The organism is Virgibacillus ihumii (assembly GCF_902726655.1).
Classification (GTDB): domain Bacteria; phylum Bacillota; class Bacilli; order Bacillales; family Amphibacillaceae; genus Lentibacillus; species Lentibacillus ihumii.
Map to the genome: position 1 here is coordinate 3,377,923 of NZ_CACVAN010000001.1, position 23,758 is coordinate 3,401,680.

The 23,758-nt window shown below is 41.9% G+C and carries 20 protein-coding genes; 18 read left to right on the forward strand and 2 right to left on the reverse strand.

Annotated elements, in window-relative coordinates:
• Positions 1–7 precede the first annotated feature (7 nt).
• Positions 8–1,453 carry a 4-hydroxyphenylacetate 3-monooxygenase, oxygenase component gene (gene hpaB, locus HUX68_RS16665; protein WP_174615850.1) on the reverse strand — a complete coding sequence of 482 codons (1,446 nt, stop codon included), beginning with the start codon at positions 1,451–1,453 and terminating at the stop codon, positions 8–10.
• 244 nt (positions 1,454–1,697) lie between these two features.
• Between hpaB and HUX68_RS16670 the strand changes: the two genes are divergently transcribed.
• The 14 genes from HUX68_RS16670 to HUX68_RS16730 all read left to right on the forward strand — a co-directional run bounded on the left by HUX68_RS16670 (position 1,698) and on the right by HUX68_RS16730 (position 19,309).
• Positions 1,698–3,437, forward strand: a complete 1,740-nt coding sequence (locus tag HUX68_RS16670; protein ID WP_174615851.1) for an adenine deaminase C-terminal domain-containing protein — start codon at positions 1,698–1,700, stop codon at positions 3,435–3,437.
• 40 nt (positions 3,438–3,477) lie between these two features.
• A complete protein-coding gene (locus tag HUX68_RS16675; RefSeq protein ID WP_174615852.1) occupies positions 3,478–4,524 on the forward strand; it encodes a DUF3048 domain-containing protein in 1,047 nt (348 codons plus the stop codon).
• A 20-nt stretch (positions 4,525–4,544) separates the two neighbouring features.
• On the forward strand, positions 4,545–4,844 hold the full coding sequence (locus tag HUX68_RS16680) for a YerC/YecD family TrpR-related protein (protein ID WP_174615853.1): 300 nt from the start codon (positions 4,545–4,547) through the stop codon (positions 4,842–4,844).
• A 260-nt stretch (positions 4,845–5,104) separates the two neighbouring features.
• The gene (pcrB, locus tag HUX68_RS16685; protein WP_174615854.1) at positions 5,105–5,803 is read left to right on the forward strand and encodes a heptaprenylglyceryl phosphate synthase; all 699 of its coding nucleotides are present in this window, start codon (positions 5,105–5,107) and stop codon (positions 5,801–5,803) included.
• Between the two features lie 25 nt (positions 5,804–5,828).
• Positions 5,829–8,033: a DNA helicase PcrA gene (gene pcrA / locus HUX68_RS16690; RefSeq protein WP_425509546.1), complete on the forward strand. Its 2,205-nt coding sequence runs from the start codon at positions 5,829–5,831 to the stop codon at positions 8,031–8,033.
• Positions 8,034–8,048: 15 nt separating this feature from the next.
• Positions 8,049–10,049 carry an NAD-dependent DNA ligase LigA gene (ligA, locus tag HUX68_RS16695; RefSeq protein ID WP_174615855.1) on the forward strand — a complete coding sequence of 667 codons (2,001 nt, stop codon included), beginning with the start codon at positions 8,049–8,051 and terminating at the stop codon, positions 10,047–10,049.
• Positions 10,050–10,065: 16 nt separating this feature from the next.
• Positions 10,066–11,322 carry a CamS family sex pheromone protein gene (locus HUX68_RS16700; protein ID WP_174615856.1) on the forward strand — a complete coding sequence of 419 codons (1,257 nt, stop codon included), beginning with the start codon at positions 10,066–10,068 and terminating at the stop codon, positions 11,320–11,322.
• Positions 11,323–11,556: 234 nt separating this feature from the next.
• Positions 11,557–13,104, forward strand: coding sequence for an L-glutamate gamma-semialdehyde dehydrogenase (pruA, locus tag HUX68_RS16705; protein ID WP_174615857.1), 1,548 nt, complete (start codon positions 11,557–11,559; stop codon positions 13,102–13,104).
• Positions 13,105–13,337: 233 nt separating this feature from the next.
• Positions 13,338–14,603: a helix-turn-helix domain-containing protein gene (locus tag HUX68_RS16710; protein ID WP_174615858.1), complete on the forward strand. Its 1,266-nt coding sequence runs from the start codon at positions 13,338–13,340 to the stop codon at positions 14,601–14,603.
• A gap of 26 nt (positions 14,604–14,629) precedes the next feature.
• Positions 14,630–14,764: a hypothetical protein gene (locus HUX68_RS19465; protein WP_281355766.1), complete on the forward strand. Its 135-nt coding sequence runs from the start codon at positions 14,630–14,632 to the stop codon at positions 14,762–14,764.
• 312 nt (positions 14,765–15,076) lie between these two features.
• Entirely contained in the window at positions 15,077–15,367 is a 291-nt protein-coding gene (gene gatC / locus HUX68_RS16715) for an Asp-tRNA(Asn)/Glu-tRNA(Gln) amidotransferase subunit GatC (RefSeq protein WP_174615859.1), read from the forward strand.
• A 15-nt stretch (positions 15,368–15,382) separates the two neighbouring features.
• Positions 15,383–16,852, forward strand: coding sequence for an Asp-tRNA(Asn)/Glu-tRNA(Gln) amidotransferase subunit GatA (gene gatA, locus HUX68_RS16720; RefSeq protein WP_174615860.1), 1,470 nt, complete (start codon positions 15,383–15,385; stop codon positions 16,850–16,852).
• Positions 16,849–18,279 carry an Asp-tRNA(Asn)/Glu-tRNA(Gln) amidotransferase subunit GatB gene (gene gatB, locus HUX68_RS16725; RefSeq protein ID WP_174615861.1) on the forward strand — a complete coding sequence of 477 codons (1,431 nt, stop codon included), beginning with the start codon at positions 16,849–16,851 and terminating at the stop codon, positions 18,277–18,279. Before gatA ends, gatB begins: the two co-directional genes overlap by 4 nt.
• A 136-nt stretch (positions 18,280–18,415) precedes the next feature.
• Complete coding sequence (locus tag HUX68_RS16730; protein ID WP_174615862.1) at positions 18,416–19,309, forward strand: protein-glutamine gamma-glutamyltransferase; 894 nt, start codon at positions 18,416–18,418, stop codon at positions 19,307–19,309.
• Positions 19,310–19,459: 150 nt separating this feature from the next.
• Here HUX68_RS16730 and HUX68_RS16735 read toward each other — a convergent pair whose 3' ends face one another.
• Positions 19,460–20,455, reverse strand: a complete 996-nt coding sequence (locus tag HUX68_RS16735) for an NAD(P)/FAD-dependent oxidoreductase (RefSeq protein ID WP_174615863.1) — start codon at positions 20,453–20,455, stop codon at positions 19,460–19,462.
• 432 nt (positions 20,456–20,887) lie between these two features.
• On the opposite strand from HUX68_RS16735, the gene paaK reads away from it, so the two are divergent.
• The 4 genes from paaK to HUX68_RS16755 are packed head-to-tail and all read left to right on the forward strand — an operon-like array spanning position 20,888 to position 23,669.
• Positions 20,888–22,216, forward strand: coding sequence for a phenylacetate--CoA ligase PaaK (paaK, locus tag HUX68_RS16740; protein ID WP_174615864.1), 1,329 nt, complete (start codon positions 20,888–20,890; stop codon positions 22,214–22,216).
• A 34-nt stretch (positions 22,217–22,250) separates the two neighbouring features.
• Positions 22,251–22,685, forward strand: coding sequence for a hydroxyphenylacetyl-CoA thioesterase PaaI (gene paaI, locus HUX68_RS16745; protein WP_174615865.1), 435 nt, complete (start codon positions 22,251–22,253; stop codon positions 22,683–22,685).
• A complete protein-coding gene (locus HUX68_RS16750; protein WP_174615866.1) occupies positions 22,682–23,113 on the forward strand; it encodes a PaaI family thioesterase in 432 nt (143 codons plus the stop codon). The genes paaI and HUX68_RS16750 overlap by 4 nt, the downstream gene beginning before the upstream one ends.
• A 16-nt stretch (positions 23,114–23,129) precedes the next feature.
• Positions 23,130–23,669, forward strand: a complete 540-nt coding sequence (locus tag HUX68_RS16755) for a gamma carbonic anhydrase family protein (protein WP_174615867.1) — start codon at positions 23,130–23,132, stop codon at positions 23,667–23,669.
• The last annotated feature ends 89 nt before the right edge of the window (positions 23,670–23,758 follow it).

A 23,758-nucleotide genomic window follows, 5' to 3' on the forward strand; every position in this document is an offset into this window, starting at 1 on the left:
CGGGGAATTATTCCTCGGGCTTTTTAATGAAATCATGGACCCAATCAACATATGAATCTTTTTCATAATCAAAATAAAGCTGGCTAGACAATCGAATCGGATTCCCGAAGAAAAATCGTTCATATTGTGTTTGACGGGTGCCGAATGGACTCATTGTCAAATCCCATGCCAGCCGGAACAGCTTCACACGGTCTACAGCATTTCCCGACGCACTTTGCAGGTATTGATCGAGGTCACTCCGGATTTCGGAGTAAAAGTCTGTTTCAGTCGGAATCGTAATCATGCCACTTGAACCAAGCAATTGGATGATTTCTGCTAATCTTGGGTACACCTGTGGAAAAACACAAATAGCAGTTTGTAACGGTTTCGGGTCAGGATGCATTAATCCGAATTCATCTGTCGTCGCGTCCACTTCAGCTTTGGTTAAAAGTGCCTTCATCGTTTCCAGGGTGGTGATTATTTCCGCCCCATTTTCCTGAACGTTCTGGAATTCAGAGATGTTAATCGTATCGATAATAGATTGTGCAACGCCAAGCATAAATTCCGCTTTTACTGTCTGTCTGCATACGACCTGATGCAGTGTGAACGGCAGAAATGCACTGGTCGCTTTAAATGAGTTGGCGACTTCCAGGTTTTTATAAAAAAACACACGCTCCCATGGAACCGTCACATTATCAAATACAACCACTGTATCCATTTCTTCAAACCGTGAACTTAATGGATAGTTAAAGTGTGATTCACCATGAACAAATGATTCGCGGCAAATAAATTTTAACCCTTTTGCATTACTTGGAATCGAAAAAGCAAATGCATTTGCTTTATCCAGGATGCCGCCTGGTGAAAAGACGAGTACTTCATCGGTAATGCCGCCTTGTGTGGCAAGGAGCCTTGCCCCTTTTACTACTATTCCTTCCTCATTCTCATCAACTATCTTTGCGGCAATCGGTTCATCTGATAGCTCTAAGTACAGTTCAGACCGGTTGACTTGCGGATTAATAAACGTGTGTGTAAACGATAAGTCCTCTTCCCTTGCTTTTTCGTAAAAGGCACGCATATGTTCAGGGAAGCAATTTTCTTTTCCCTCAAGCAATTTTGCTGATGAGCCAAAAGCCATTAATATCGTGTTTAGGTAATCGGGACTTCTTCCAAGCAGACCTGCACTGGTTCGGGCCCACTGCTGAATCATGTTGCGCCGCTTGGCAAGGTCTTCTTTTGTTTTTGGCTGCAGGTAAGACGTGCCGACGCTATTGCCGGTTGTTGGTGACGGAAAGGTCATTAGATCCTTCAAGTCGTTGTCATTCTGCATATCATACAGGTTTGATTGACTTTGGATAATTCCTTTAAAAGCGGGATGTTCAGAAATGTTTCCGGTTATTTTGCTGCCGTTACACCATATGTTCGCCTTCTGCTGGTTGATGCGGCTGACATATTCTTTCCCGGTAATCGCTGGCATGTGCAACACTCCTGACGAAAATTAAATAGATAATCGGTTATAGGCTATCTTATTAGTTCAGAGACAAAAGTGTTCCTTTGAAAAGGTGGGAGGGAAGTTTGTACCTTATGAAGAAACTTTCATGCGGGGAATTTAAAAAAAGTGGAAGTGTCATAGAATTTTCATTATAACTACTGTTATTTAGTGTAGTAAAGTACGAAAATATGGTAAAATAAAGGAAATCGTTTTTATTGGAGTGCTGTTCATGTTGGAAAATGGATATCATTGGAGAAATCGTGAAATAAGAGAACATGTTGCTGTAATTGATGGTACAGTGAAACCTGATTTTATCTTAGCGAATGGAACCTATTTGAATACATATACAAAGCAATGGCTTAAAGGAAACATCTGGATTTTAAATGACCGAATTGTCTATGTTGGTGATAAATTTCCGGAAAACCAATCTGTTAAAATTATAGATTGCGAAGATTCATATCTGGTCCCGGGGTATATGGAACCGCATGCCCACCCGTTTCAACTATATAATCCGGTATCTTTGGCCAAGTATGCTGCAGATTTTGGAACAACAACATTGATAAATGATAACCTGGTTTGGAATTTTTTATTAGATAAAAAGAAAGCGGTTACTTTATTGCGAGCGTTTAATAAATTGCCGGTGTCCATGTTCTGGTGGGCACGGTTTGACTCTCAGACAGCCTTGCAGAATGAGGAAGAGTTTTTTAATACGGAAGAGGTGCTGTCCTGGCTTGAACATTCTTCGGTTGTGCAAGGTGGCGAACTGACCGCATGGCCAAGTCTGCTTCAAGGGGATGACCGTCTGTTGTATTGGATGCAGGAAGCAAAACGGATGGGGAAACCGGTGGAGGGACACTTGCCTGGCGCTTCGGAAAAGACATTGACCAAAATGAAGCTGCTTGGTGTCTCAGCAGACCATGAATCAATTACGGGTGAAGAAGTAATCAGACGGCTGCGCCTTGGCTATCAGGTTGGTCTTCGTTATTCGTCAATCAGACCGGATTTGCCGAAGCTGTTGGAAGAAATTATGGACGCCGGTATCGACACGTTTGATAACATGATGATGACAACAGATGGTGCGACTCCCGCATTTTATGAAAAAGGCTTAATGAATATTTGTATTGAGATTGCAATTGAACAGGGTGTTCCGCTGCCTGATGCGTACCGGATGGCGTCCCACAATGTAGCCCAGCACTATGGTATGACAGAACATCTTGGTACAATTGCCCCCGGCCGGTTAGCAAATATTAATATTTTGGATGCAAAGGAAAATCCACATCCGGTCAGTGTCCTTGCTAAAGGGAAATGGATTAAAATTGATCAGGAAGCGCAACAGCGAATTGTGAACTTTGAGTGGGAAAAATATAACTTGGCTCCGCTTGAAGTCGATTGGGAGTTAAGTATGTCTGATCTGCAGTTTTCCGTACCAATCGGTCTTGAGATGATGAATAATGTGATCATTAAGCCATATCCGATTGAAACTGATGTGACGCTTGATGTTATTCCAAATACAAATAATGATGCATTTCTATTGCTTATCGACCGAAATGGAAAGTGGCGCATCAATACCGCCATTAAAGGCTTTACCAATAATCTCGGGGCGATGGTGAGCTCCTACTCAACAACTGGAGACTTTGTTTGTATCGGAAAGAGCAAGCCGGATATGCTTTTGGCGTGGCAGCGTGTTAAAGAGCTTGGCGGAGGGATTGTCCTTGCCCATCAGGGTGAAATCATTTTTGAATTGCCGCTCCGTCTTGGTGGAAGTATGTTTGATGGAGACATGTCCGACTTGATTGGCAAAGAAAAAGAGTTGAAGAATCTTTTGAAAGAGTTTGGCTACCCGTTTGCTGATCCGATATATACCATTCTTTTTCTGTCAGCAACCCACCTGCCGTATATTCGTGTTACCCAACAAGGAATATTGGATGTAAAAAAACGTGAGGTACTCTTTCCAGCAATCATGCGATGACGTATAATGTAACTACTACTATTTGTCAAAGGGTGGAAACATGAAGCGAGTATGCGTGTTACTGGTTCTGTTGTTGACTGTACTGTTTACAGCCTGTTCGGATGAGGAACGCAATGCCAGTGAAAGTCAGTCAAAGGAAAACGCGGTAGATGAAAAAAGCGGCATGCCGGAAAATGCTGCAGCTTTTCCTCTGACAGGAATTAAAACCGATAAGAATGCGAACGACCGAATTGTCGGTGTGATGATTAACAATCATACCGATGCACGTCCGCAGACAGGGCTGTCAAAGGCTGATATCGTTTTTGAAATATTGGCTGAGGGCTACATTACCCGGTTTTTAGCTTTATACCAGAGCGAGAAACCGGAAGTGGCAGGGCCTGTCCGCAGTGCAAGGGAGTATTATTTTGAACTTGCTGATGGGTATAATGCCATCTATGTTTATCATGGTGCAGCAAACTTTGTGAATGATATGATCAAAGAGCGTGGAATTGAGCATTTAAATGGATCACTTCATGATAATGATGGCTATTTATTTAAACGGGAATCCTTCCGTGAAGCCCCACATAACTCGTATCTGCTGTTTGATGCGGTGTATGATGCAGCTGAGAAAAAAGGATATGATGTGAAGGCGTCCTATAAGTCATTGCCGTTTATGACGGAAAAAGAAGCTGGATCGTTCAAAGGAGAGCCGGCTGAACACGTTGAAATTGTTTATTCCGACAATCCGATGGAAATTGTTGAATTCGATTATGACAAACAAAGCGAAAAATACACCCGATATAGTGACCATGAAAAAACAGTTGAATTAAATTCCGGCAAACCGATACAAGTTGATAACGTTTTTATTGTGGAAACACAGCACAAGGTAATTGATGATGCTGGCCGCCGCGACATTGACATCACATCGGGCGGTGAGGCATATCTGACCCAGCGGGGAAAAGTTCGGAAAATACAATGGGAAAACCGGAATGGCAGAATTATTCCTGTAAAAGATGGAGAACCGGTTGGATTTGTGCCAGGAAAAACATGGATTAATATTGTTCCCGAAAAGCCTGGAATGGATCAGTCCGTAACGATCACAAATTAAGGAAAGAAGGTGGGCCAGTCATGCAAATCGATAAACTGCGCGGAAAGCAGCTGGATCAATTTTTCGATGCAATTTTATCATTAAAAGACCGGGAAGAATGCTATAAATTTTTTGATGATATTGCTACGATGTCCGAAATACATTCCATCGCCCAGCGGCTGCAGGTTGCAAAAATGCTGACAGAAGGCCATACGTACAATATTATTGAAAAGGAAACAAATGCGTCAACGGCAACCATATCCCGCGTGCGAAGGTGTCTAAATTTCGGCAGTGACGGGTATAAGCTTGTCCTGGACCGGATTATGGATGCTGATGAATAAATGTTTACATAATGCTGCAGCAGGGCCCCTCCGCTGCAGCATTCCCTTCTTCAGCTTTTCCCCTGATAAATGAATTAGCTGCTTTATTTTAACTGCGAGGTTAAAAGTCATCCAAATTCACAACACTGCTGAAGCAATCAGCCTCTCCCTATAACAATTTTAAAAACATCCTACATAAACCTAAATTCACAACGCAATTTTTGGTATACTTAAATGTAGCGAATTTAGAATCGGAATCAACACGATGGAGGATATGAACATTGGGTTATACAGCAAACAATTGGAATCACTTATTTAAACTGGATCCGGCCAAAGATATTTCGGATGAACATCTCGATCTGATTTGTGAGTCCGGGACAGATGCCGTTATGGTTGGCGGAACTGACGATGTTACACTGGACGGGGTTTTGGACTTGCTGTCACGCATTCGCCGGCACACCGTTCCATGTATTCTGGAAATATCATCAATGGAAGCAATTACGCCGGGCTTTGATTATTACTACATTCCAATGGTTATGAACAGCACGGAAAAAAAGTGGATGATGGGTTTGCAGCATCAAGCCCTTAGAGAATATAAAGGTTTGATGAACTGGGATGAAACAGCTGTCGAAGGGTATTGTATTTTGAACCATGAAGCAAAAGCATTTAAAAAAACAAATTGCACTATGCCCGATGAAGAAGATGTGCTGGCATATGCTGAAATGGCTGAAAACTTTTTTCATCTGCCTGTCTTTTATATGGAATACAGCGGTACATATGGTGACCCGCAGCTTGTTGAAAAGGTAAAAAATGAATTAAACCATACGAAATTGTTTTACGGCGGTGGAATCGAAAACAGTTTTCAGGCGAACGAAATGAAAGAGCATGCTGACACAATCGTTGTTGGCAATATTATTTATGAAGATATTAAAAAAGCAATTAAAACGGTAGAAGCAGCAAATGAAACAAACGATAAATAAAGGCGGTGACATTGTGAGTCAAACAATGGATAATTTACTGAAAGGATTAAATCATGAACAGCGGGAAGCTGTTAAACATACAGAAGGCCCATTACTGATTATGGCAGGTGCCGGAAGCGGAAAAACGCGTGTGCTCACACACCGCATCGCCTATTTGCTTGGAGAAAAGGATGTCCCGCCACGGAATGTACTGGCAATCACGTTTACCAATAAGGCGGCCCGTGAAATGAAAGAGCGTGTCCGCGGACTTGTCGGACCGGGAAGTGAACAGATTTGGGTCTCGACGTTTCACTCGATGTGTGTCCGGATTCTCCGCAGGGATATTGACCGAATCGGTTACAGCAGCAATTTCACGATCCTCGACAGCAGTGATCAACTTTCGGTGATTAAACAAACGTTGAAAGATTTGAACATTGATCCAAAAAAATTTGAACCACGTGCGATGCTTGGAGCCATCAGTTCCGCCAAAAATGAACTGATTACGCCGGAGGAATACAGCAGTAAGGTCGGCGACTTTTTTGAACGGCAGGTTTCCCAGGTGTATGATCGCTATCAAAAAACATTGCAGAAAAACCAGTCGCTTGACTTTGATGATTTGATTATGCAGACGATTCATCTGTTCAAGCGGGTTCCGGAAGTGCTGGAGTATTATCAGCGCAGGTTTCAGTATATCCATGTCGATGAGTATCAGGATACAAACCATGCCCAATATTATTTGGTTAAACAACTCGCCAGTAAATATGAAAATCTTTGTGTTGTCGGGGATTCCGACCAGTCGATTTATCGCTGGCGCGGTGCGGATATCGCCAATATTCTTTCCTTTGAAAAGGACTACCCGTCATCACGGACGATTTTTCTCGAACAAAATTACCGTTCGACCAAATCGATTTTGGATGCAGCAAATACAGTTATTAAAAATAATACCGGACGCAAGCCGAAAAATCTGTGGACGGAAAATGACGAGGGGAAAAACCTTCATTATTTCCAAGGCACAACGGAACAGGAAGAAGCATTGTTTATTACCGATAAAATCCAGGAGCTTACCGGAGAAGAAGGTTTTTCCCGAAATGATATTGCGATACTGTACCGGACAAATGCACAGTCCCGTGCCATTGAGTCTACCTTGACTAAATCTTTTATTCCTTATCAGATGGTCGGCGGTCAAAAGTTCTATGAGCGGAAAGAAATCAAGGATTTAACGGCATATTTACGACTGATAACCAATCCTGATGATGATTTGAGCTTTGAACGGGTTGTCAATGAACCGAAGCGAGGTATCGGTAAAACATCGATTGAACGGCTGCGTGCATATACGGAAGATCAAGGGATTTCATTCTATCAGGCAGTGAAAGAAGTGGACTTTACCGGAGTACCGAAAAAAGCGGCCAAAGCACTCGCAGAATTTGGCAAACTCATTCAAACATTGTCACAGCAGCAGGAATTTTTGACCGCGACAGATATGGTGGAAGCAGTTTTGCAGCGGACCGGATATGAACATTCGCTGAAAAATGAGCGGACGATTGAGTCTCAAAGCCGACTGGAAAACCTTGAGGAATTCATGACGGTAACCCAGGATTTTGAGAAGACGAGTGAAGATAAGACACTTGTCGCTTTTTTAACGGACCTCGCGCTGATTGCTGATCTTGATAAGGTGAATGATGATGCAGATGCCGATGAAGAAACGAAAGTAACGCTAATGACACTTCATGCAGCTAAAGGCCTCGAATTTCCTGTCGTCTTTTTGATTGGGATGGAGGAAAATGTATTTCCGCACAGCCGCTCCATGTTTGACGATGAAGAAATGGAAGAGGAGCGGCGTTTGGCATATGTCGGAATTACCCGGGCAGAGCAGCAACTATACATGACCCATGCAAAAATGCGTACATTATATGGAAGGACCAATATGAATCCAATCAGCCGGTTTATTAACGAGATCCCGGAAGAACTGCTCGATGGCTTCGAACAGGCCCGAGATACGATGTTTGGGTCGATCGGAGAACAACCGAAGAACAAGCCAATGAAACGCAAGGCGGAAAAAATGCAGCAAACAACCGGTGCTGAAAGTAAAACGTGGGCACCCGGCGATAAGGCAAGTCACAAAAAATGGGGTACCGGAACTGTTGTAAGGGTCCAGGGTGAAGGCGAAGGAATGGAATTGGATATTGCGTTCCCGGCACCGACTGGTGTTAAACGCGTACTGGCTAAATTTGCCCCAATTACGAAACAATAGGGAGGTGTCTGTCTGATGGAAAAGCAAGAGGCACAGCAACGGATTGCTGAACTGACAGACCTGCTGAATCAATATAATTACGAATATCATGTACTGGATAATCCGAGTGTACCGGATGCGGAATATGACCAGAAGATGCAGGAAATCCGCAAGCTGGAGGAACAATTTCCTGAGCTGGTTACGCCTGAATCACCGACGCAGCGAGTGGGCGGTGAGCCGCTTGAGGCATTTCAGAAGGTGCAGCATAATGTACCGATGCTGAGTCTTGGGAATGCTTTTGGCGCGGACGACCTGCGTGATTTCGCACGTCGGGCAAGACAAGGCACCGATGCTCCCATTTCATATGTATGTGAATTGAAGATTGATGGACTCGCTGTTTCATTGCTTTATGAGAACGGAAAGTTTGTTCGCGGCGCAACTCGCGGTGATGGAACAACCGGCGAGGATATTACGAGTAATTTACGGACCATCCGCAGTATGCCGTTAACCATAAAAGACACAGAAACGATTGAAGTGCGCGGTGAAGCGTTTATGCCGCATCAATCTTTTTTGAAATTAAATGAGCAACGTGAAAAAAATGACGCAGAACCATTTGCCAATCCGAGGAATGCGGCAGCAGGATCGTTACGACAGCTTGATCCAAAAATTGCCGCCAGCCGGAATCTTGATATTTTTCTGTACGGGGTTGGCGAATGGGAGTCAGGAAACCTCTCATCCCACAGTGAGCGGCTTAAATATTTAAAAGAACTAGGCTTCAAAACGAATTCGGAATGGAAAAAGTGTGAAACGATTGAGGAAGTTATTGAGTATGTGGAATATTGGGAGAATGAACGTCCGAACTTGAACTATGAGATTGACGGGATTGTCGTGAAAGTGGATAATCTTGACCAACAGGAGGAACTCGGATTCACTGCTAAAAGTCCCCGATGGGCAATTGCGTATAAATTTCCTGCCGAAGAAGTGATTACAACTATACGTGAGATTGAATTGAGTGTGGGACGAACCGGGGTAATCACGCCAACTGCATTACTTGACCCCGTTAAGGTGGCCGGAACAACTGTCCAGCGCGCCTCCCTGCATAATGAGGATTTGATTCGCGAAAAGGACATTCGTCTCGGTGATACGGTTGTCATTAAAAAGGCCGGTGATATCATCCCTGAAGTTGTTCGCGCGGTTCAGGAAAAACGGACAGGTGAGGAAAAGGAATTTTTTATGCCGGAAGAATGTCCGGAGTGCGACAGTGAGCTTGTCCGACTGGAGGAAGAAGTAGCATTACGATGCATTAATCCGAGCTGTCCGGCGCAGTTAAAAGAAGGACTGATCCATTTTGTATCCCGAAATGCCATGAACATTGACGGACTCGGTGAGAAGGTGATTATTCAGCTGTTCCGGGAAAACCTCGTTCATACGATTGCCGATATTTACCGATTAAAAGAGGAAGATCTATTGCAACTGGAGCGGATGGGCGAAAAGTCTGTCAGTAACTTGCTTCAGGCTATTGAAACTTCCAAAGAAAATTCACTGGAGCGACTGCTTTTCGGGCTGGGAATCCGGTTTATCGGATCGAAAGCCGCAAAAACGCTTGCATCCCATTTTGAAAAAATGGAAAATCTCCAGCAGGCAACATTTGAGGATGTTGTTGCGATTGATGAAATCGGTGAAAAAATGGCTGATTCCATTGTCCGCTATTTTGAGGAAGTGGAAGTTAAAGAGCTGATAAATGAATTGGACAATCTGGGTGTCAACATGGAATACACTGGACCGAAGCAGCAGGATATTTCCGGGGACTCAGTATTTACAGGAAAAACGGTTGTCCTTACCGGGAAGATGGAGTGGTTTACAAGGAAAGAAGCCAAGGAAGCGATTGAACAACTCGGTGGTACAGTTACGGGTAGTGTCAGCAAGAAGACCGATTTCGTCATTGCCGGTGAAGATGCCGGGTCAAAGCTTGAAAAAGCACAAAAACTGGGTGTAACGGTCTGGAGCGAGGAACAACTTAGTGAAGTCTTAGATTAGTAAGGAGCGGGGGAAGTTGAAGAAATTTATAATATTGCTGTTGGGTGCCGTCCTGATCCTGACGAGCTGTTCACCATCTACACTTGATAATGAAGAGGTAGTTAAAAAGGAAGACGATAGTGAATCGGAAAAGACATCGATTGTTCCCAGTTACCAATTGTCGGATGAAATGTATAAGACGATTCTGCCTTATCGTCCCAGTGCTGCACGTGGTGTTATTGTGAATCAAATGGGCAACAGGCTTGATATAGATGAAATGTCAGAAGGTCTTAGGAGACATTCCAAAGAATACTATGATCCAAACAAGTATTTTTTTGAAGAAGGTCAATATTTGGGTAAAGACATGATGTATAAATGGCTTGAACGGGAATTGACAGACAAACAAATTCAGGATGCAATTGACCAAAAAATGAAAATATGGAAAAGTAACAACAGCCCAAGTGAGCAAGAAATTAAGACGCACAGGAAGGAAGTTGAGGAAGAAGTTAAGCGTGTGTCTTCCATGGCATTAAATCCACCAATCAAGAATGATGAGTCCGAAAAACAACAACGGAATAATCCTAAATATTTATCACACATCCTGGAGCAGAATTATCTTGTAAAAAAGGAGGATAATTCTGTTCAGCTGAAAGGGCTGTCTATTGGCATCGCTATGAAATCCGTATACAGGTTTCAGACAGAAACCGGTGGACCGTACTATTACGAGGAAATCGATAAGGATGTCATGCTGAAAAAAGGGAAACAGATAGCACAAACAGTACTTAAACGTATCCGGGAAATGGATGGTCTTAAGAACATTCCGATTTTGATAGCCATTTACCGTGAAGAAAAGCAAAGTTCTCCCGTACCCGGTAACTATGTAGCAAAAACGGCTGTGAAAGGCGGCGACAAGAAAATAAATGAATGGGAAAAAATACAGGAAGACTATGTTCTTTTTCCATCCGATTTTGCCGAAGAACACCACTTTGATGATAAACAGCTGATTGATGACTTCGCAGCTGAAATTGCGGATTACTTTCCAAACTATGTTGGGGTAATTGGAAATGGTTTTTATATTAAGAATGAACTTAAGAAACTTACACTGGAAATCCCGATTGAATTTTACGGGAAGGGGGAGGTTATCGGTTTTACCCAGTACACATATGGACTGGTAAAAGAAATGTTTCCGGACTATTATGATCTGGAAATTAAAATTAAATCGAATGAACGTCTGGAAAGCTTCATTTACCGGAAAGCAGGCTCCAATAAACCGGAAGTCCATATTCTGCATTAAAGAAAAGGTATGAATCAGTCTGATTCATACCTTTTTTGCTTATTGATTTGAATCTGCCAGTGTTTTGTTACTATTGGACTTGGAAAATTTCAAAAACGCGAATATCCGATCCGAAACTGCGAATATATGTATCAAAAACGCGAATATACGCATCATAAACACGAATATCCTGTGCAAAACCGCGAATATCCAGTCATCTTTATCAAGCCAAAACTTTTCAGGGAGGTAATTGACATGGTAATACCATACAAACACGAACCTTTCACAGATTTTACAATCGAAGAAAACAGAAATGAAATGCTTGCAGCCCTTAAAAAGGTTGAAGCAGATCTTGGTAAGGAGTACCCGCTGATTATCGGTGGAGAGCGCATTACAACGGAAGAAAAAATAGTTTCGGTGAATCCGGCAAAAAAGGATGAGGTCGTCGGATATGTCTCTAAAGCAGATAAAGAAATAGCGGAGCAGGCAATGAAAGCAGCTGATGAAAAGTTTGAAACTTGGAGAAAGTCAGATCCAAAGTTCCGTGCTGATGTACTTTTTCGTGCAGCAGCAATTGTCCGCAGAAAGAAACATGAATTCACCGCTCTTTTGGTGAAAGAAGGTGGAAAGCCATGGAAGGAAGCAGATGCAGATACAGCGGAAGCGATTGATTTCATGGAATATTATGGCCGGCAAATGCTTGCACTGAAAGACGGTGCACATGTTAACAGCCGTCCAATTGAACATAATCAGTTCCACTACATTCCTTTAGGTGTCGGTGTGGTAATCTCACCTTGGAACTTTTTGTTTGCAATCATGGCGGGAACAACGGTTGCGGCAATGGTCACGGGAAATACGGTTCTACTTAAGCCGGCAAGCGCAACCCCCGTTATAGCCTACAAATTGATGGAAGTGCTGGAGGAAGCAGGACTTCCAAAAGGAGTTATCAACTATATCCCCGGTCCGGGAGGTGAAGTTGGCGACTACCTCGTTGAGCATCCGCGCACACGCTTCGTCAGCTTTACCGGATCGCGTGATGTCGGCACACGTATTTTCGAACGTGCAGCAAAAGTACAGCCGGGCCAAAAATGGTTGAAGCGTACGATTATTGAAATGGGGGGTAAAGATACAATCGTGGTTGACAATGAAGCAGATCTTGAGCTCGCGGCACAATCCATTGTTCAGTCAGCATTCGGATTTTCCGGCCAGAAATGTTCGGCATGTTCACGCGCAGTCATTCACAAAGATGTTTATGATCAGGTGAAAGACCGTGTTACCGAATTGACAAAAGAACTGTCAGCGGGTAATCCGCATGATAACTCACACTTTATGGGTCCTGTTATTGATCAGGGGGCATATGATAAAATTATGGGTTATATTGAAATCGGTAAAAAAGAAGGTGAACTTTTGGCTGGAGGTACCGGTGACGATAGCAAAGGGTGGTTTATTAATCCAACAGTATTCGGTAATGCTGATCCAGAAGCACGCATCATGCAGGAAGAAATTTTCGGTCCGGTTGTAGCATTGACGAAAGCGAAAGACTTTGACAGTGCGATCGAAATTGCCAACAATACGGAATACGGACTGACTGGTGCCGTAATTACCGATAATCGCGAACATTTGGAACAGGCACGCGAAGATTTCCATGTCGGTAATCTGTATTTCAACCGCGGTTGCACTGCAGCAATCGTCGGGTACCAGCCATTTGGCGGGTTCAATATGTCGGGTACAGACTCCAAGGCAGGCGGCCCTGATTATCTGATCCATCACATGCAAGGGAAAACTACATCAGAAATGTTATAAGTCTATAGGCTTACAAAATTCGATAAAGTCCTTTTTACACAGAAACATGGTAAAAAAGGACTTTTTTTGTACAACTTTCCTCGAATCAGGAAAGTCGGCAAGTTTTTAAGTGGTTTAAACCTCTTGAAAGCCTTCAACTTTCCCAATATGAATTTTTTTGAAAATATGCTATTATAGAAATATAGAAAAAGCCTGTATGCAATTTCAATTCAGTCAGAGAGGTGGGTATAAAGATGGAAATTGGTCCATATATCAAATTACATCGAATCCAGCAGGAAATGACCCAGGCTGAATTGGCTGAGGGAATTGTATCATATGCTTATTTGTCAAAAATTGAAAACCAAAAAACAGAGGCAAGTCCGAATGTAATCAGTTTGCTTTGTACACGCCTTGGCATTCAGTTTGCCGACGAAACAGATGAAACAATTAAAGAGAAATGCCAGGAATGGTATGACATGCTGTTTGATACGAAGGATAAAGCGGAAATTATCAAAACTTATGAGGAACTTAATGAACTTATCTATGAAAGCCAATCTGATAATCTGGTTATGTTTGAAATCCACAAAATCAGATATTTTCTGGTTATTGGTGAAAACGATTCAGCATTGAAACAAATTAATAAAATAACCGAATTGTCAGGAACATTTGACAGCCTTCATCAGTTTTATTGGTATAAGTTTAAAGGTAATTATTGCTCGATTACAGGCGCATTTAATCAAGCAATGCGAATGTATAAACAAGCAGAAGAAAAATTAAACCATTTGGATTTATCGGAAGATTCAACTGCCGATATACAGTATGTGATTGCAGTTACACACAGTAAATTACATAATACGCTCGAAGTAATTGAATATGCTGAAAAGGCAATTGATACTTTCAGAAAAAGCTATAATTTTATACGCTGTGCTCAGTGTCACTCGGTTCTAGGGATTTCATACCGAAGAATTCGAATGTATGATAAGTCAATAAAGCATCATAACTTAGCAAAGCATTTAGGCGAATTAAGTAATAATGCTCAAATCATACAATTAACCAACCATAATTTAGGATATCTTCATTCATCAAAAGGGGAAAGAAAAAAAGCAATATATTATTATAATGAGGTTTTAAATAATAAAGAAGTTGATTTAAATACAAGACTTATTACTGTTATATCATTAATTAAAGAGTATTATAATATTTCCGAGATTGAGAAAACTAGTGAGATAATTGAAAAGGGATTCGAATTATTTGAGTCTATTTCAGATAAAAGTGCATATAATATTCATTTTCTCGCATTAAATGCATATGATTTAGTTATAAGACAAGAATATGAACAATATGAAAAATTGGTTATTAATGAATTAATACCATTTTTGCAGAAACAGAAAGATTTTGCCAATTTAGCTGTATATGCTAGAATGCTTGGCAGACATTTTGAAGCACTAAAGAAATATAAAGAGTCTGTAAAGTATTATAAACTAGCTAATCAAACGTATGATGAATTGATTAATTTATAGATGATTATTTTAAAGGGGGGATATAAATGAAAAAGTTGATTGTAACATTGTCATTAGGCACACTCCTTACAGCAGGATTTTTATTCACTCAGGAGCCAGTTGATTTGGCTTCAGACGCGGAACCTAGCGTTCTCTCAATCGGCAACACTATCAGTCTCTAATTATCTAGAGACTGATCACTAAAGTTTTTACCCTATTACTATATGAACTTGCCTGGGTGGTGTGGAAACCCCCGGGTATTTTTTTGTGTTTTTTTAATGCTATATCGTATGCAGCTAAAAAGAATATGTTAGCAATTATTCCTGTTGTAATATTGCATACGTTTTTGTGCATTAGTTGCTTATGTACTGCCGACTCTGCTATTATCTATAGTGTTGAATAAATAAAATTATAATAATAAGAAGAGGGAAATTAAGTGAATTGTAGTATATGAAAAAGGCTATAAACAAAATTTTTATGGAGGTGTGAACCATATGTCAGATATTTCCAAAGACCAGGTAAAGCATGTTGCGCATTTGGCCAGGCTGGCATTTAACGACGAAGAGGCGGACAAGCTTGCTGATCAGCTGGATTCCATCATTACATATGCTGAACAGTTGAATGAACTGGATACAGATGATGTGGAACCAACAACACATGTGCTCGATTTGAAAAATGTACTACGCAAAGATGAACCGAAAGAATGGATCACTAAAGAGGAAGCGCTGAAAAACGCTCCGGATAAACAGGATGGTCTGTTCCGTGTTCCATCAATTTTGGAATAGGGAGGGTAGGTAATTATGGCATTGTTTGATCACAGTATAAAGCAATTGGAAAACATGTTGAAAAAGAAAGAAATTACACCGGAAGATCTCGTTGATGCATCATATGATCGGATTAATGAGGTCGAGGGTGATATCCATGCTTTTTTGACACTTGATGAAGAAAACGCCCGCAGCCAGGCAAAATCACTGGAAAATTCACCGGATGAAACATCAAGTTTATTTGGAATACCTGCTGGCATCAAAGACAACATTGTTACAAAAGAACTGCGGACAACGTGCGGTAGTCAATTTTTGCGGAACTTTGACCACCCATTATACAATGCGACTGTCATTGATAAACTGAATGCGGAAAAAGTGGTAACAATTGGCAAACTTAATATGGATGAATTTGCAATGGGATCATCCAATGAAAATTCCAGTTTCACGCCGACCCGTAATCCATGGAATATCGCATACGTACCGGGTGGTTCAAGCGGTGGTTCAGCAGCGGCAGTTGCAGCTGGTGAAGTATTATTTTCACTTGGATCAGATACGGGCGGTTCCATCCGTCAACCGGCAGCATTTTGTGGCGTCGTTGGATTGAAACCTACATATGGACGTGTTTCCCGGTTTGGACTGGTGGCTTTTGCATCGTCACTTGACCAAATTGGCCCGCTGACACGGAATGTTGAGGATAATGCACGGGTTCTGGAAATCATTTCCGGCCATGACAAGATGGACTCAACCAGTGCGAATGTTGATGTGCCGGCATACACTGAATCATTAACCGGTGATGTGAAAGGACTTAAAATTGCTGTTCCAAAAGAATACCTCGGTGAAGGTGTGGATCCGGAAGTAAAGGCATCGGTTGAAAAGGCGCTAAAAGTATATGAATCAATGGGTGCGGAATGGGAGGAAGTTTCCTTGCCGCATTCCAAATATGCAGTAGCGACGTATTATCTGCTTTCATCATCCGAGGCATCGGCAAACCTTGCCCGTTTTGACGGGGTTCGCTATGGAGTGCGCTCAGAAAAAGCCGACAACATGATTGATATGTTTAAATACTCCCGCAGTGAAGGATTTGGCGACGAAGTGAAACGCCGGATTATGCTTGGAACGTTTGCACTGAGTTCTGGCTACTATGATGCCTATTATAAAAAGGCACAAAAAGTCCGTACGCTGATTAAAAATGACTTTGATAAAATTTTTGAAGACTATGATGTTGTCATCGGACCAACAACACCGACACCGGCATTTAAAGTCGGTGAGAAGATTGAGGATCCACTGACAATGTACGCAAATGATATTTTAACCATTCCAGTTAACCTTGCAGGGGTACCGGGGATCTCTATCCCATGCGGATTTTCGGAAAAAGGACTTCCAATTGGTCTGCAGATTATCGGCAAGCCGTTTGATGAAGGCACTGTCTATCGTGCTGCACATGCATACGAGCAGTCTACTGATTTCCATACAATACGCCCTCAAGTGGGAGGTGCTGACAAATGAACTTTGAAACAATTATCGGACTTGAAGTTCACGTTGAACTGAAAACTGATTCAAAAATCTTCAGCCCGAGCCCAAACGCATTCGGGGATGAACCAAATTCAAATGTAAACCCGATTGACCTTGGATTTCCGGGTACACTGCCAGTGTTAAATGAAGAAGCAGTGAACTTCGCTATGAAAGCTGCGATGGCATTAAATTGTGAGATCGCAACCGATACAAAATTTGACCGGAAAAACTATTTTTATCCGGACAACCCGAAAGCATATCAGATTTCCCAGTTTGATAAGCCAATCGGGAAAAACGGCTGGATTGAGATTGAAGTAAACGGGGAGAAAAAACGGATTGGCATTACCCGTTTGCACCTGGAAGAAGATGCCGGGAAACTGAATCATCAGGATGACGGCTATTCACTCGTTGACTATAACCGCCAAGGCACCCCGTTGATTGAAATTGTCTCCGAGCCGGATATGCGTTCACCGGAAGAGGCATATGCTTATTTGGAAAAATTGAAGAACATTATTCAGTATACAGGTGTGTCAGACTGTAAAATGGAGGAAGGTTCACTGCGCTGTGACGCCAATTTGTCCATTCGCCCAATCGGTCAAGAAGAGTTTGGAACGAAATCTGAATTGAAAAATCTAAACTCATTTGCATTTGTGCAAAAAGGATTGGAATTTGAAGAAAAGCGTCAGGAAAAAGTTTTGCTTGGCGGCGGTGAAATCCTGCAGGAAACCCGACGGTACGATGAAAAAACGAAGGAAACGGTTTTAATGCGTGTTAAGGAAGGCTCCGATGATTACCGCTATTTCCCAGAACCGGATCTTGTACCATTGTATATTGATGAAGAATGGAAGGAGCGTATTCGCCAGCAGATTCCGGAACTTCCGGATGCACGTAAAAAACGGTACATTGCTGAGCTTGGGCTGCCGGAATATGATGCAGGTGTATTAACGAGTTCCAAGGAAATGTCCGACTATTTCCAGGAAACCATTCATCATGCTGCTGATATCAAGCAGTCGTCAAACTGGCTGATGGGTGAAGTCTCCGGTTATATGAACAAGCATCAGAAAGAACTGCATGATCTGGAGATGACACCGAAAGCCCTTGCGAAAATGATTAAATTGATTGAGGATGGAACGATTTCCTCCAAAATCGCTAAGAAAGTTTTTGCTGAACTGGTTGATAAAGGCGGCGATCCGGAAAAGATTGTCAAAGAAAAAGGACTTGTACAAATTTCTGATGAAAGTCAGCTGACACCAATTATTACAAAAGTTCTTGATGAAAACGAACAATCAGTATCTGACTATAAAAATGGAAAAGACCGTGCCTTAGGCTTCCTTGTTGGTCAGGTTATGAAAGCAACCAAAGGACAGGCAAATCCGCCGATGGTTAATAAAATTCTTATGGCTGAAATGGAGAAAAGATAGAACTAAAAGCAGTGGGCTTCGTAAAGAAGTTCACTGCTTTTAAGTTTACGGAGCATACTTTAAAGGAAGGTATCACAAAATTTCCTTTCATTGTATACACTGTCAAAATGACTTTTAGGGATAGGTGTGTACAAAAATGATTGAAATTTCGGGTACGTCCTTTCATTGGGATGAATTGATTGATCACATCTTTGTTTCAAATAAAGGTAGACAAATCCTAAAAGAACTCGACAATAGCTTAACCGTATACAGGTATTCAACCTTTCAGAACTTGGAAACGACTATTCTGATAAGGGAACATATTATGGATGCAGCAAAAAAGCTTAACAACAGCCATGTTAGTTTTGCTACTTTTGAAAACACCAGGGCGAACACTGTGTTTTGGGCTGTAACGGAACAAGGCGGTCTTCATTTAAAAAAAGGAGTCAAACCTTCAGCTGCAATTTCCGATATTTTTAAGAATGGTTATGAATATGCTTTTGAATGCGCAACAGCTATGATCATTATCTATTACTATGCCTTGCTTCAATACCTGGGAACTGAAACGTTTAATAATTATTTTCAGAATTTATATTTGTATAGCTGGTTTACCGATTCGGATCTTGTATTGAAAATCGTTACAGACACTGATCCAATTCCAGGTGATGTTATTTATTTTGATAATCCTGACAATCTTGAACCTCAATGGCAAGGGGAAAATGCCGTTTACCTTGGTGATGGTCTTTATTATGGTCATGGGATGGGGATACTCAGCGCGAAAGAAATGATCAAGAGGTTAAACACTTTGGGCGAATCGGATAAGGAAGATGCTCATATGCTTGACAGTATTGTACGGCCCTCTTTTCGTCATTGGATTTCATTAACACAAAGGAATCATCTGAATGACGGAATGGCTCCAAATCGGGCAATACTATATGATAGTGCCTGCCATCATAACCAGCCGTCTATCTCTTATAATTATTACTGTTTCTTAGTTAAGTTGCAGATCAGCGATAATGTTAAGGTAACCATTAATTATATATTGGATTGATTGGCGTTAGGGGACTGGAGGAGGAAAAATTGCCCGAGAGTAAAAAATACCTCTGGCTGACTTTTTATGTCGCCAGGGTATTTTTTACATGACAGCTGGAGCGTGCGAAAGCCCTGTTCAAACGAGCGAAACCTCCTAAGTATGACCTGGTCATGTAGTAGTTGCAAACAAATGTGTACTGTGCACATGAAGTTTCGCTTTCGGATCAATCATTGCTTTGGCATGGTTAACAGCAATGGTCGCCTCGCCAAATCCGGTGGCAATCAACCTTGGTTTGCCTTCATATGCGCAAACATCACCTGCTGCAAAAATACCCGGAACGGTCGTTTCCATTTGCTGATTTACGTAAATCGCATTTTTGGATGTTTCCATCCCCCAGTTTTGGAGTGGTCCGAGGGTTGTTACAAACCCGAAGTTGATAATGACATCATCCACATCCAATAAATATATGTTATCCCCTTTAATTTCCTGAAGCATTACTTGCTCAATTTTATCATTTCCGATTAATTTACCTACCTGATAGGGTGTTTTGACGTTGACACCGGACTTCTTGAGCAAGGATAAACTGTGCTCATGTGCACGGAATTTATCACGTCGATGGATAAGTGTAACCTCTTTGGCGATTGGTTCAAGTGCCAGTGACCAGTCAACAGCTGAATCACCGCCACCGCAAATAAGTACGCGTCGATTCCTGAATTTATCAAGCTCTTTAACAAAATAGTGCAGATTACCATCTTCAAATTCTGCAGCCTTTTCCACTTTTAGCTTACGCGGCTGGAATGCTCCCGCGCCTGCTGTAATAATGACACTCCGGGTATGATGTATCGCAGCAGATGTTTCGATTCTAAACGTGCCATCTTCCAGTTGAATGACATCTTTGACGGATTCGCTCAGGCTGAATGCAGGGGAAAACGTCTTGGATTGTTCATACAATTGCTCTACAAGGTCTTTTGCCTTGATATTTGGAAAGCCTGCTACATCATAAATATATTTGTCCGGATACAGAGCAGCTAATTGCCCCCCGACTTCAGGCATACTGTCTATTATGTGTACAGATGCATTCCGCATGCCGGCATAAAAAGCTGTAAATAATCCAACCGGCCCTGCACCGATAATGGTAATATCATAAATATTTTCCTCTGACAACTTTATGCAACTCCTTTATTACTCAAATTTGTTCGGGTCTTCATCAAACGGTTCCTGAGGAAATGCATGTTTCCCGGTCAACAATTGTATAAAACGCCATTGATACCCTCCTTTTTATATAACGAATAATAAACGGTTAAGTATTTTTCATTATACAAATGGTATAAAAAATCTACCTCTGTTGTCAACAGTAAAATTATTTTTTTCTGAATATGGATCCTTCGATATGTGGAATGAGCTGTTAGAGGAATAATTGTTGAGAAGACATTCAAAAAGTAGAGCGAAAAGATAATTAGTTTTAAAAATTCAAAATACAGTTGACAACTTTTGGAGGTGTCGATATCATATATAGATAACGTATTTACTACGTCAGTAACCATTATGTCATACATCCGGGATTTGCTGAAATATATTATCAGAAAGGGAGATTTCATGATTTTCAATGAAGAATTGGAGACATTGGAACGGGATAAGCTGGAGGAGCTGCAATTGAACAATTTACAAAAAACGGTGCAGCGCGTATATGACAAGGTTCCATTTTATAAGGAAAAGTTTACGGAAGCTGGTTTGAATCCTGATGACATTCAGTCATTGGATGATTTACAAAAGCTGCCTTTTACTGTCAAAAAAGATCTCCGCAACCATTATCCATATGGGTTGTTTGCTTCTCCAATGAAGGATATTGTCCGTCTTCATGCTTCATCCGGGACGAGTGGAAAGCCAACCGTTGTAGCTTATTCCGAGAACGATATTGATAATTGGGCTGAAATTGTAGCAAGATCAATTGCAGCTTCAGGCGGCAGTCCAAATGATGTGATGCATAATGCATATGGTTATGGATTGTTTACCGGTGGACTTGGGCTTCATCATGGGGGAGAGAAGTTGGGGATTACAACGGTACCTGTTTCGGGCGGGAATACGAAACGGCAGATTATGCTGATTCAGGACTTTCAGCCGCAAGTCATTTGCTCCACACCTTCCTATGCACTACATATTGCCGAAAAGATGAAGGAGCAGGGGATTGATCCGAAAAGGACCAGTCTGAAATACGGAATTTTCGGTGCAGAACCTTGGTCTGAAGCAATGCGTAATACAATTGAACAGAAACTGGGAATTAAAGCAATGGATATTTATGGACTTAGTGAGATAGTCGGCCCAGGAGTTTCGATCGAATGTGTGGAAGAACAGGATGGACTTCATATTCAGGAGGATCACTTTCTGTTTGAGGTGATTGATCCTGATACAAATGAACGTGTTCCGGACGGGGAATATGGCGAACTTGTTATTACCAGCCTGAAAAAGGAAGCGCTTCCAATAATACGATATCGTACAGGGGATATTGCTGCGATTAATCGTGAAAAATGCAGCTGCGGCCGAACTACTGCCCGGATGACCCGGGTTAAGGGACGGATTGATGACATGCTCGTCATACGTGGAGTTAACGTATTTCCATTTGAAATGGAACGTTCTCTGCTGAAAGTAAAAGAACTGACACCACACTATCAGTTGTTCCTGAGTAAAGATGGGCATTTGGATGCTGTCGAATTAAGTGTTGAACTTTCCGAAGAATCGTATGTACGGTGTGAGCAGGATTTGGAGCATGCGGATGTTTTCAGGCTTAAACAGCAATTGCGGTCGTCTATAAAACAGGAGTGTCTTGTATCAGTTGATGTTAATGTAAAACCTCCAAAATCCATTCCGCGCTCAGAGGGGAAAGCGGTTCGGATAGTCGATAAACGTATGGAACAGGCGGTTAATTAATATTGGTTTCTGATGCCATTATAGGAGGTAGTTGATGGACACGGAACTTATAGATTTTTTCAAACAGGATCCATTTGCAAGCAGGTTAAATATAGAGCTCCTGGAATGTGATACAGGGTTTGCAAAAACAGGATTAACGATTGAAGATGATATGCTGAACTTTCATGGGTATGCACATGGCGGACTGTTGTTTTCCCTAGCCGATTACGCCTTTGCCATTGCGAGCAATTCGCATGGTCAAATTGCAGTCGGGCTGAATGTGCACATGTCCTACCTGGAACCGGCAAAGGAAGGAGACAGGCTAATCTGCACGGCTTCCGAAAAGAAACGGACACCTAAAATAGCTGTGTATGATATTCAAATACAGCTTTCCACCGGAGAAGTGGTGGCTACTATGGAAGGGATGGTATACATTAAAAAAACAAACTTTATAAGCAAACTTGCAGTGAGCGGAGAGAGGGATTCATGATGACTACTTTTAAAATGAGTGATTTGCAAAAAGTGGCAAACCAAAGCATGACACCACCACCATGTGATACCACCATGCAAATCACAGCACATGAAGCCATGGATGGAATTGCATATGGGACATGGGAGGTTGACCGTAATTATATTAATGGAATTGGTGTGGCAATGGGCGGATTTCTGTCGGCAGCTGCGGATATCATGATGGCCTATGCGATTTCATCCAAACTGACCGATAAGCAGGGTTTTGCGTCAATCGATTTGGACACAACCTTTCATCGGCCGGTTTTTGAAGGTGAAGTGGAGATCACATCAAAAGTGGAGCGGCTTGGCAGGACATTGGCGTATGTTGTAACAGAACTGGAGCAAAACGGCAAGAAAGCTGCAACCTGTGTTTCTTCCATACTAATAAAAACGATGGAAGATGAATAGGAGGAGGGTATAGTTTATGATTTACAGATATAAGGAGCATCGTCCGGATATCCATGATTCGGTGTTCATTGCTGACGGTGCAAGAGTGATTGGAAATGTAACAATTGGCGCTGAGTCCAGTGTCTGGTTTAATACAGTAATTCGTGGAGATGAAGGTCCTGTTAAAATCGGTGAACGATGTAACATACAGGAAAATAGCATGTGCCACTTATATGAACAATTTCCGCTTACATTGGAAGATGAGGTTTCCATTGGTCACAATGCTATTGTTCACGGGTGTACCTTACGGAAAGGTGTGCTTGTCGGGATGGGTGCAACAGTGCTGGATGGAGTTGAGGTTGGGGAGTATTCCATTATCGGAGCTAACAGTCTAATTCCACCGGGCAAAAAAATACCACCCAGATCACTTGTAGTCGGTTCACCTGGAAAAGTAGTTCGGACCTTAACTGATAAGGATATGGAGATGATTGAAGAAACGATTTCCACATATACAAAAAAGGGTCAGGAATTCCGTAAACAGGAAGTATTTGAGAAGATCAATAAAGCTGTTTTCTAATGAACGCCTCGATAATCTTGAAAAATGTTCATCCGCCGCGTTTGATTTACATTGCGGCGGATGAATACTCACATAATTTCCGAACTCTC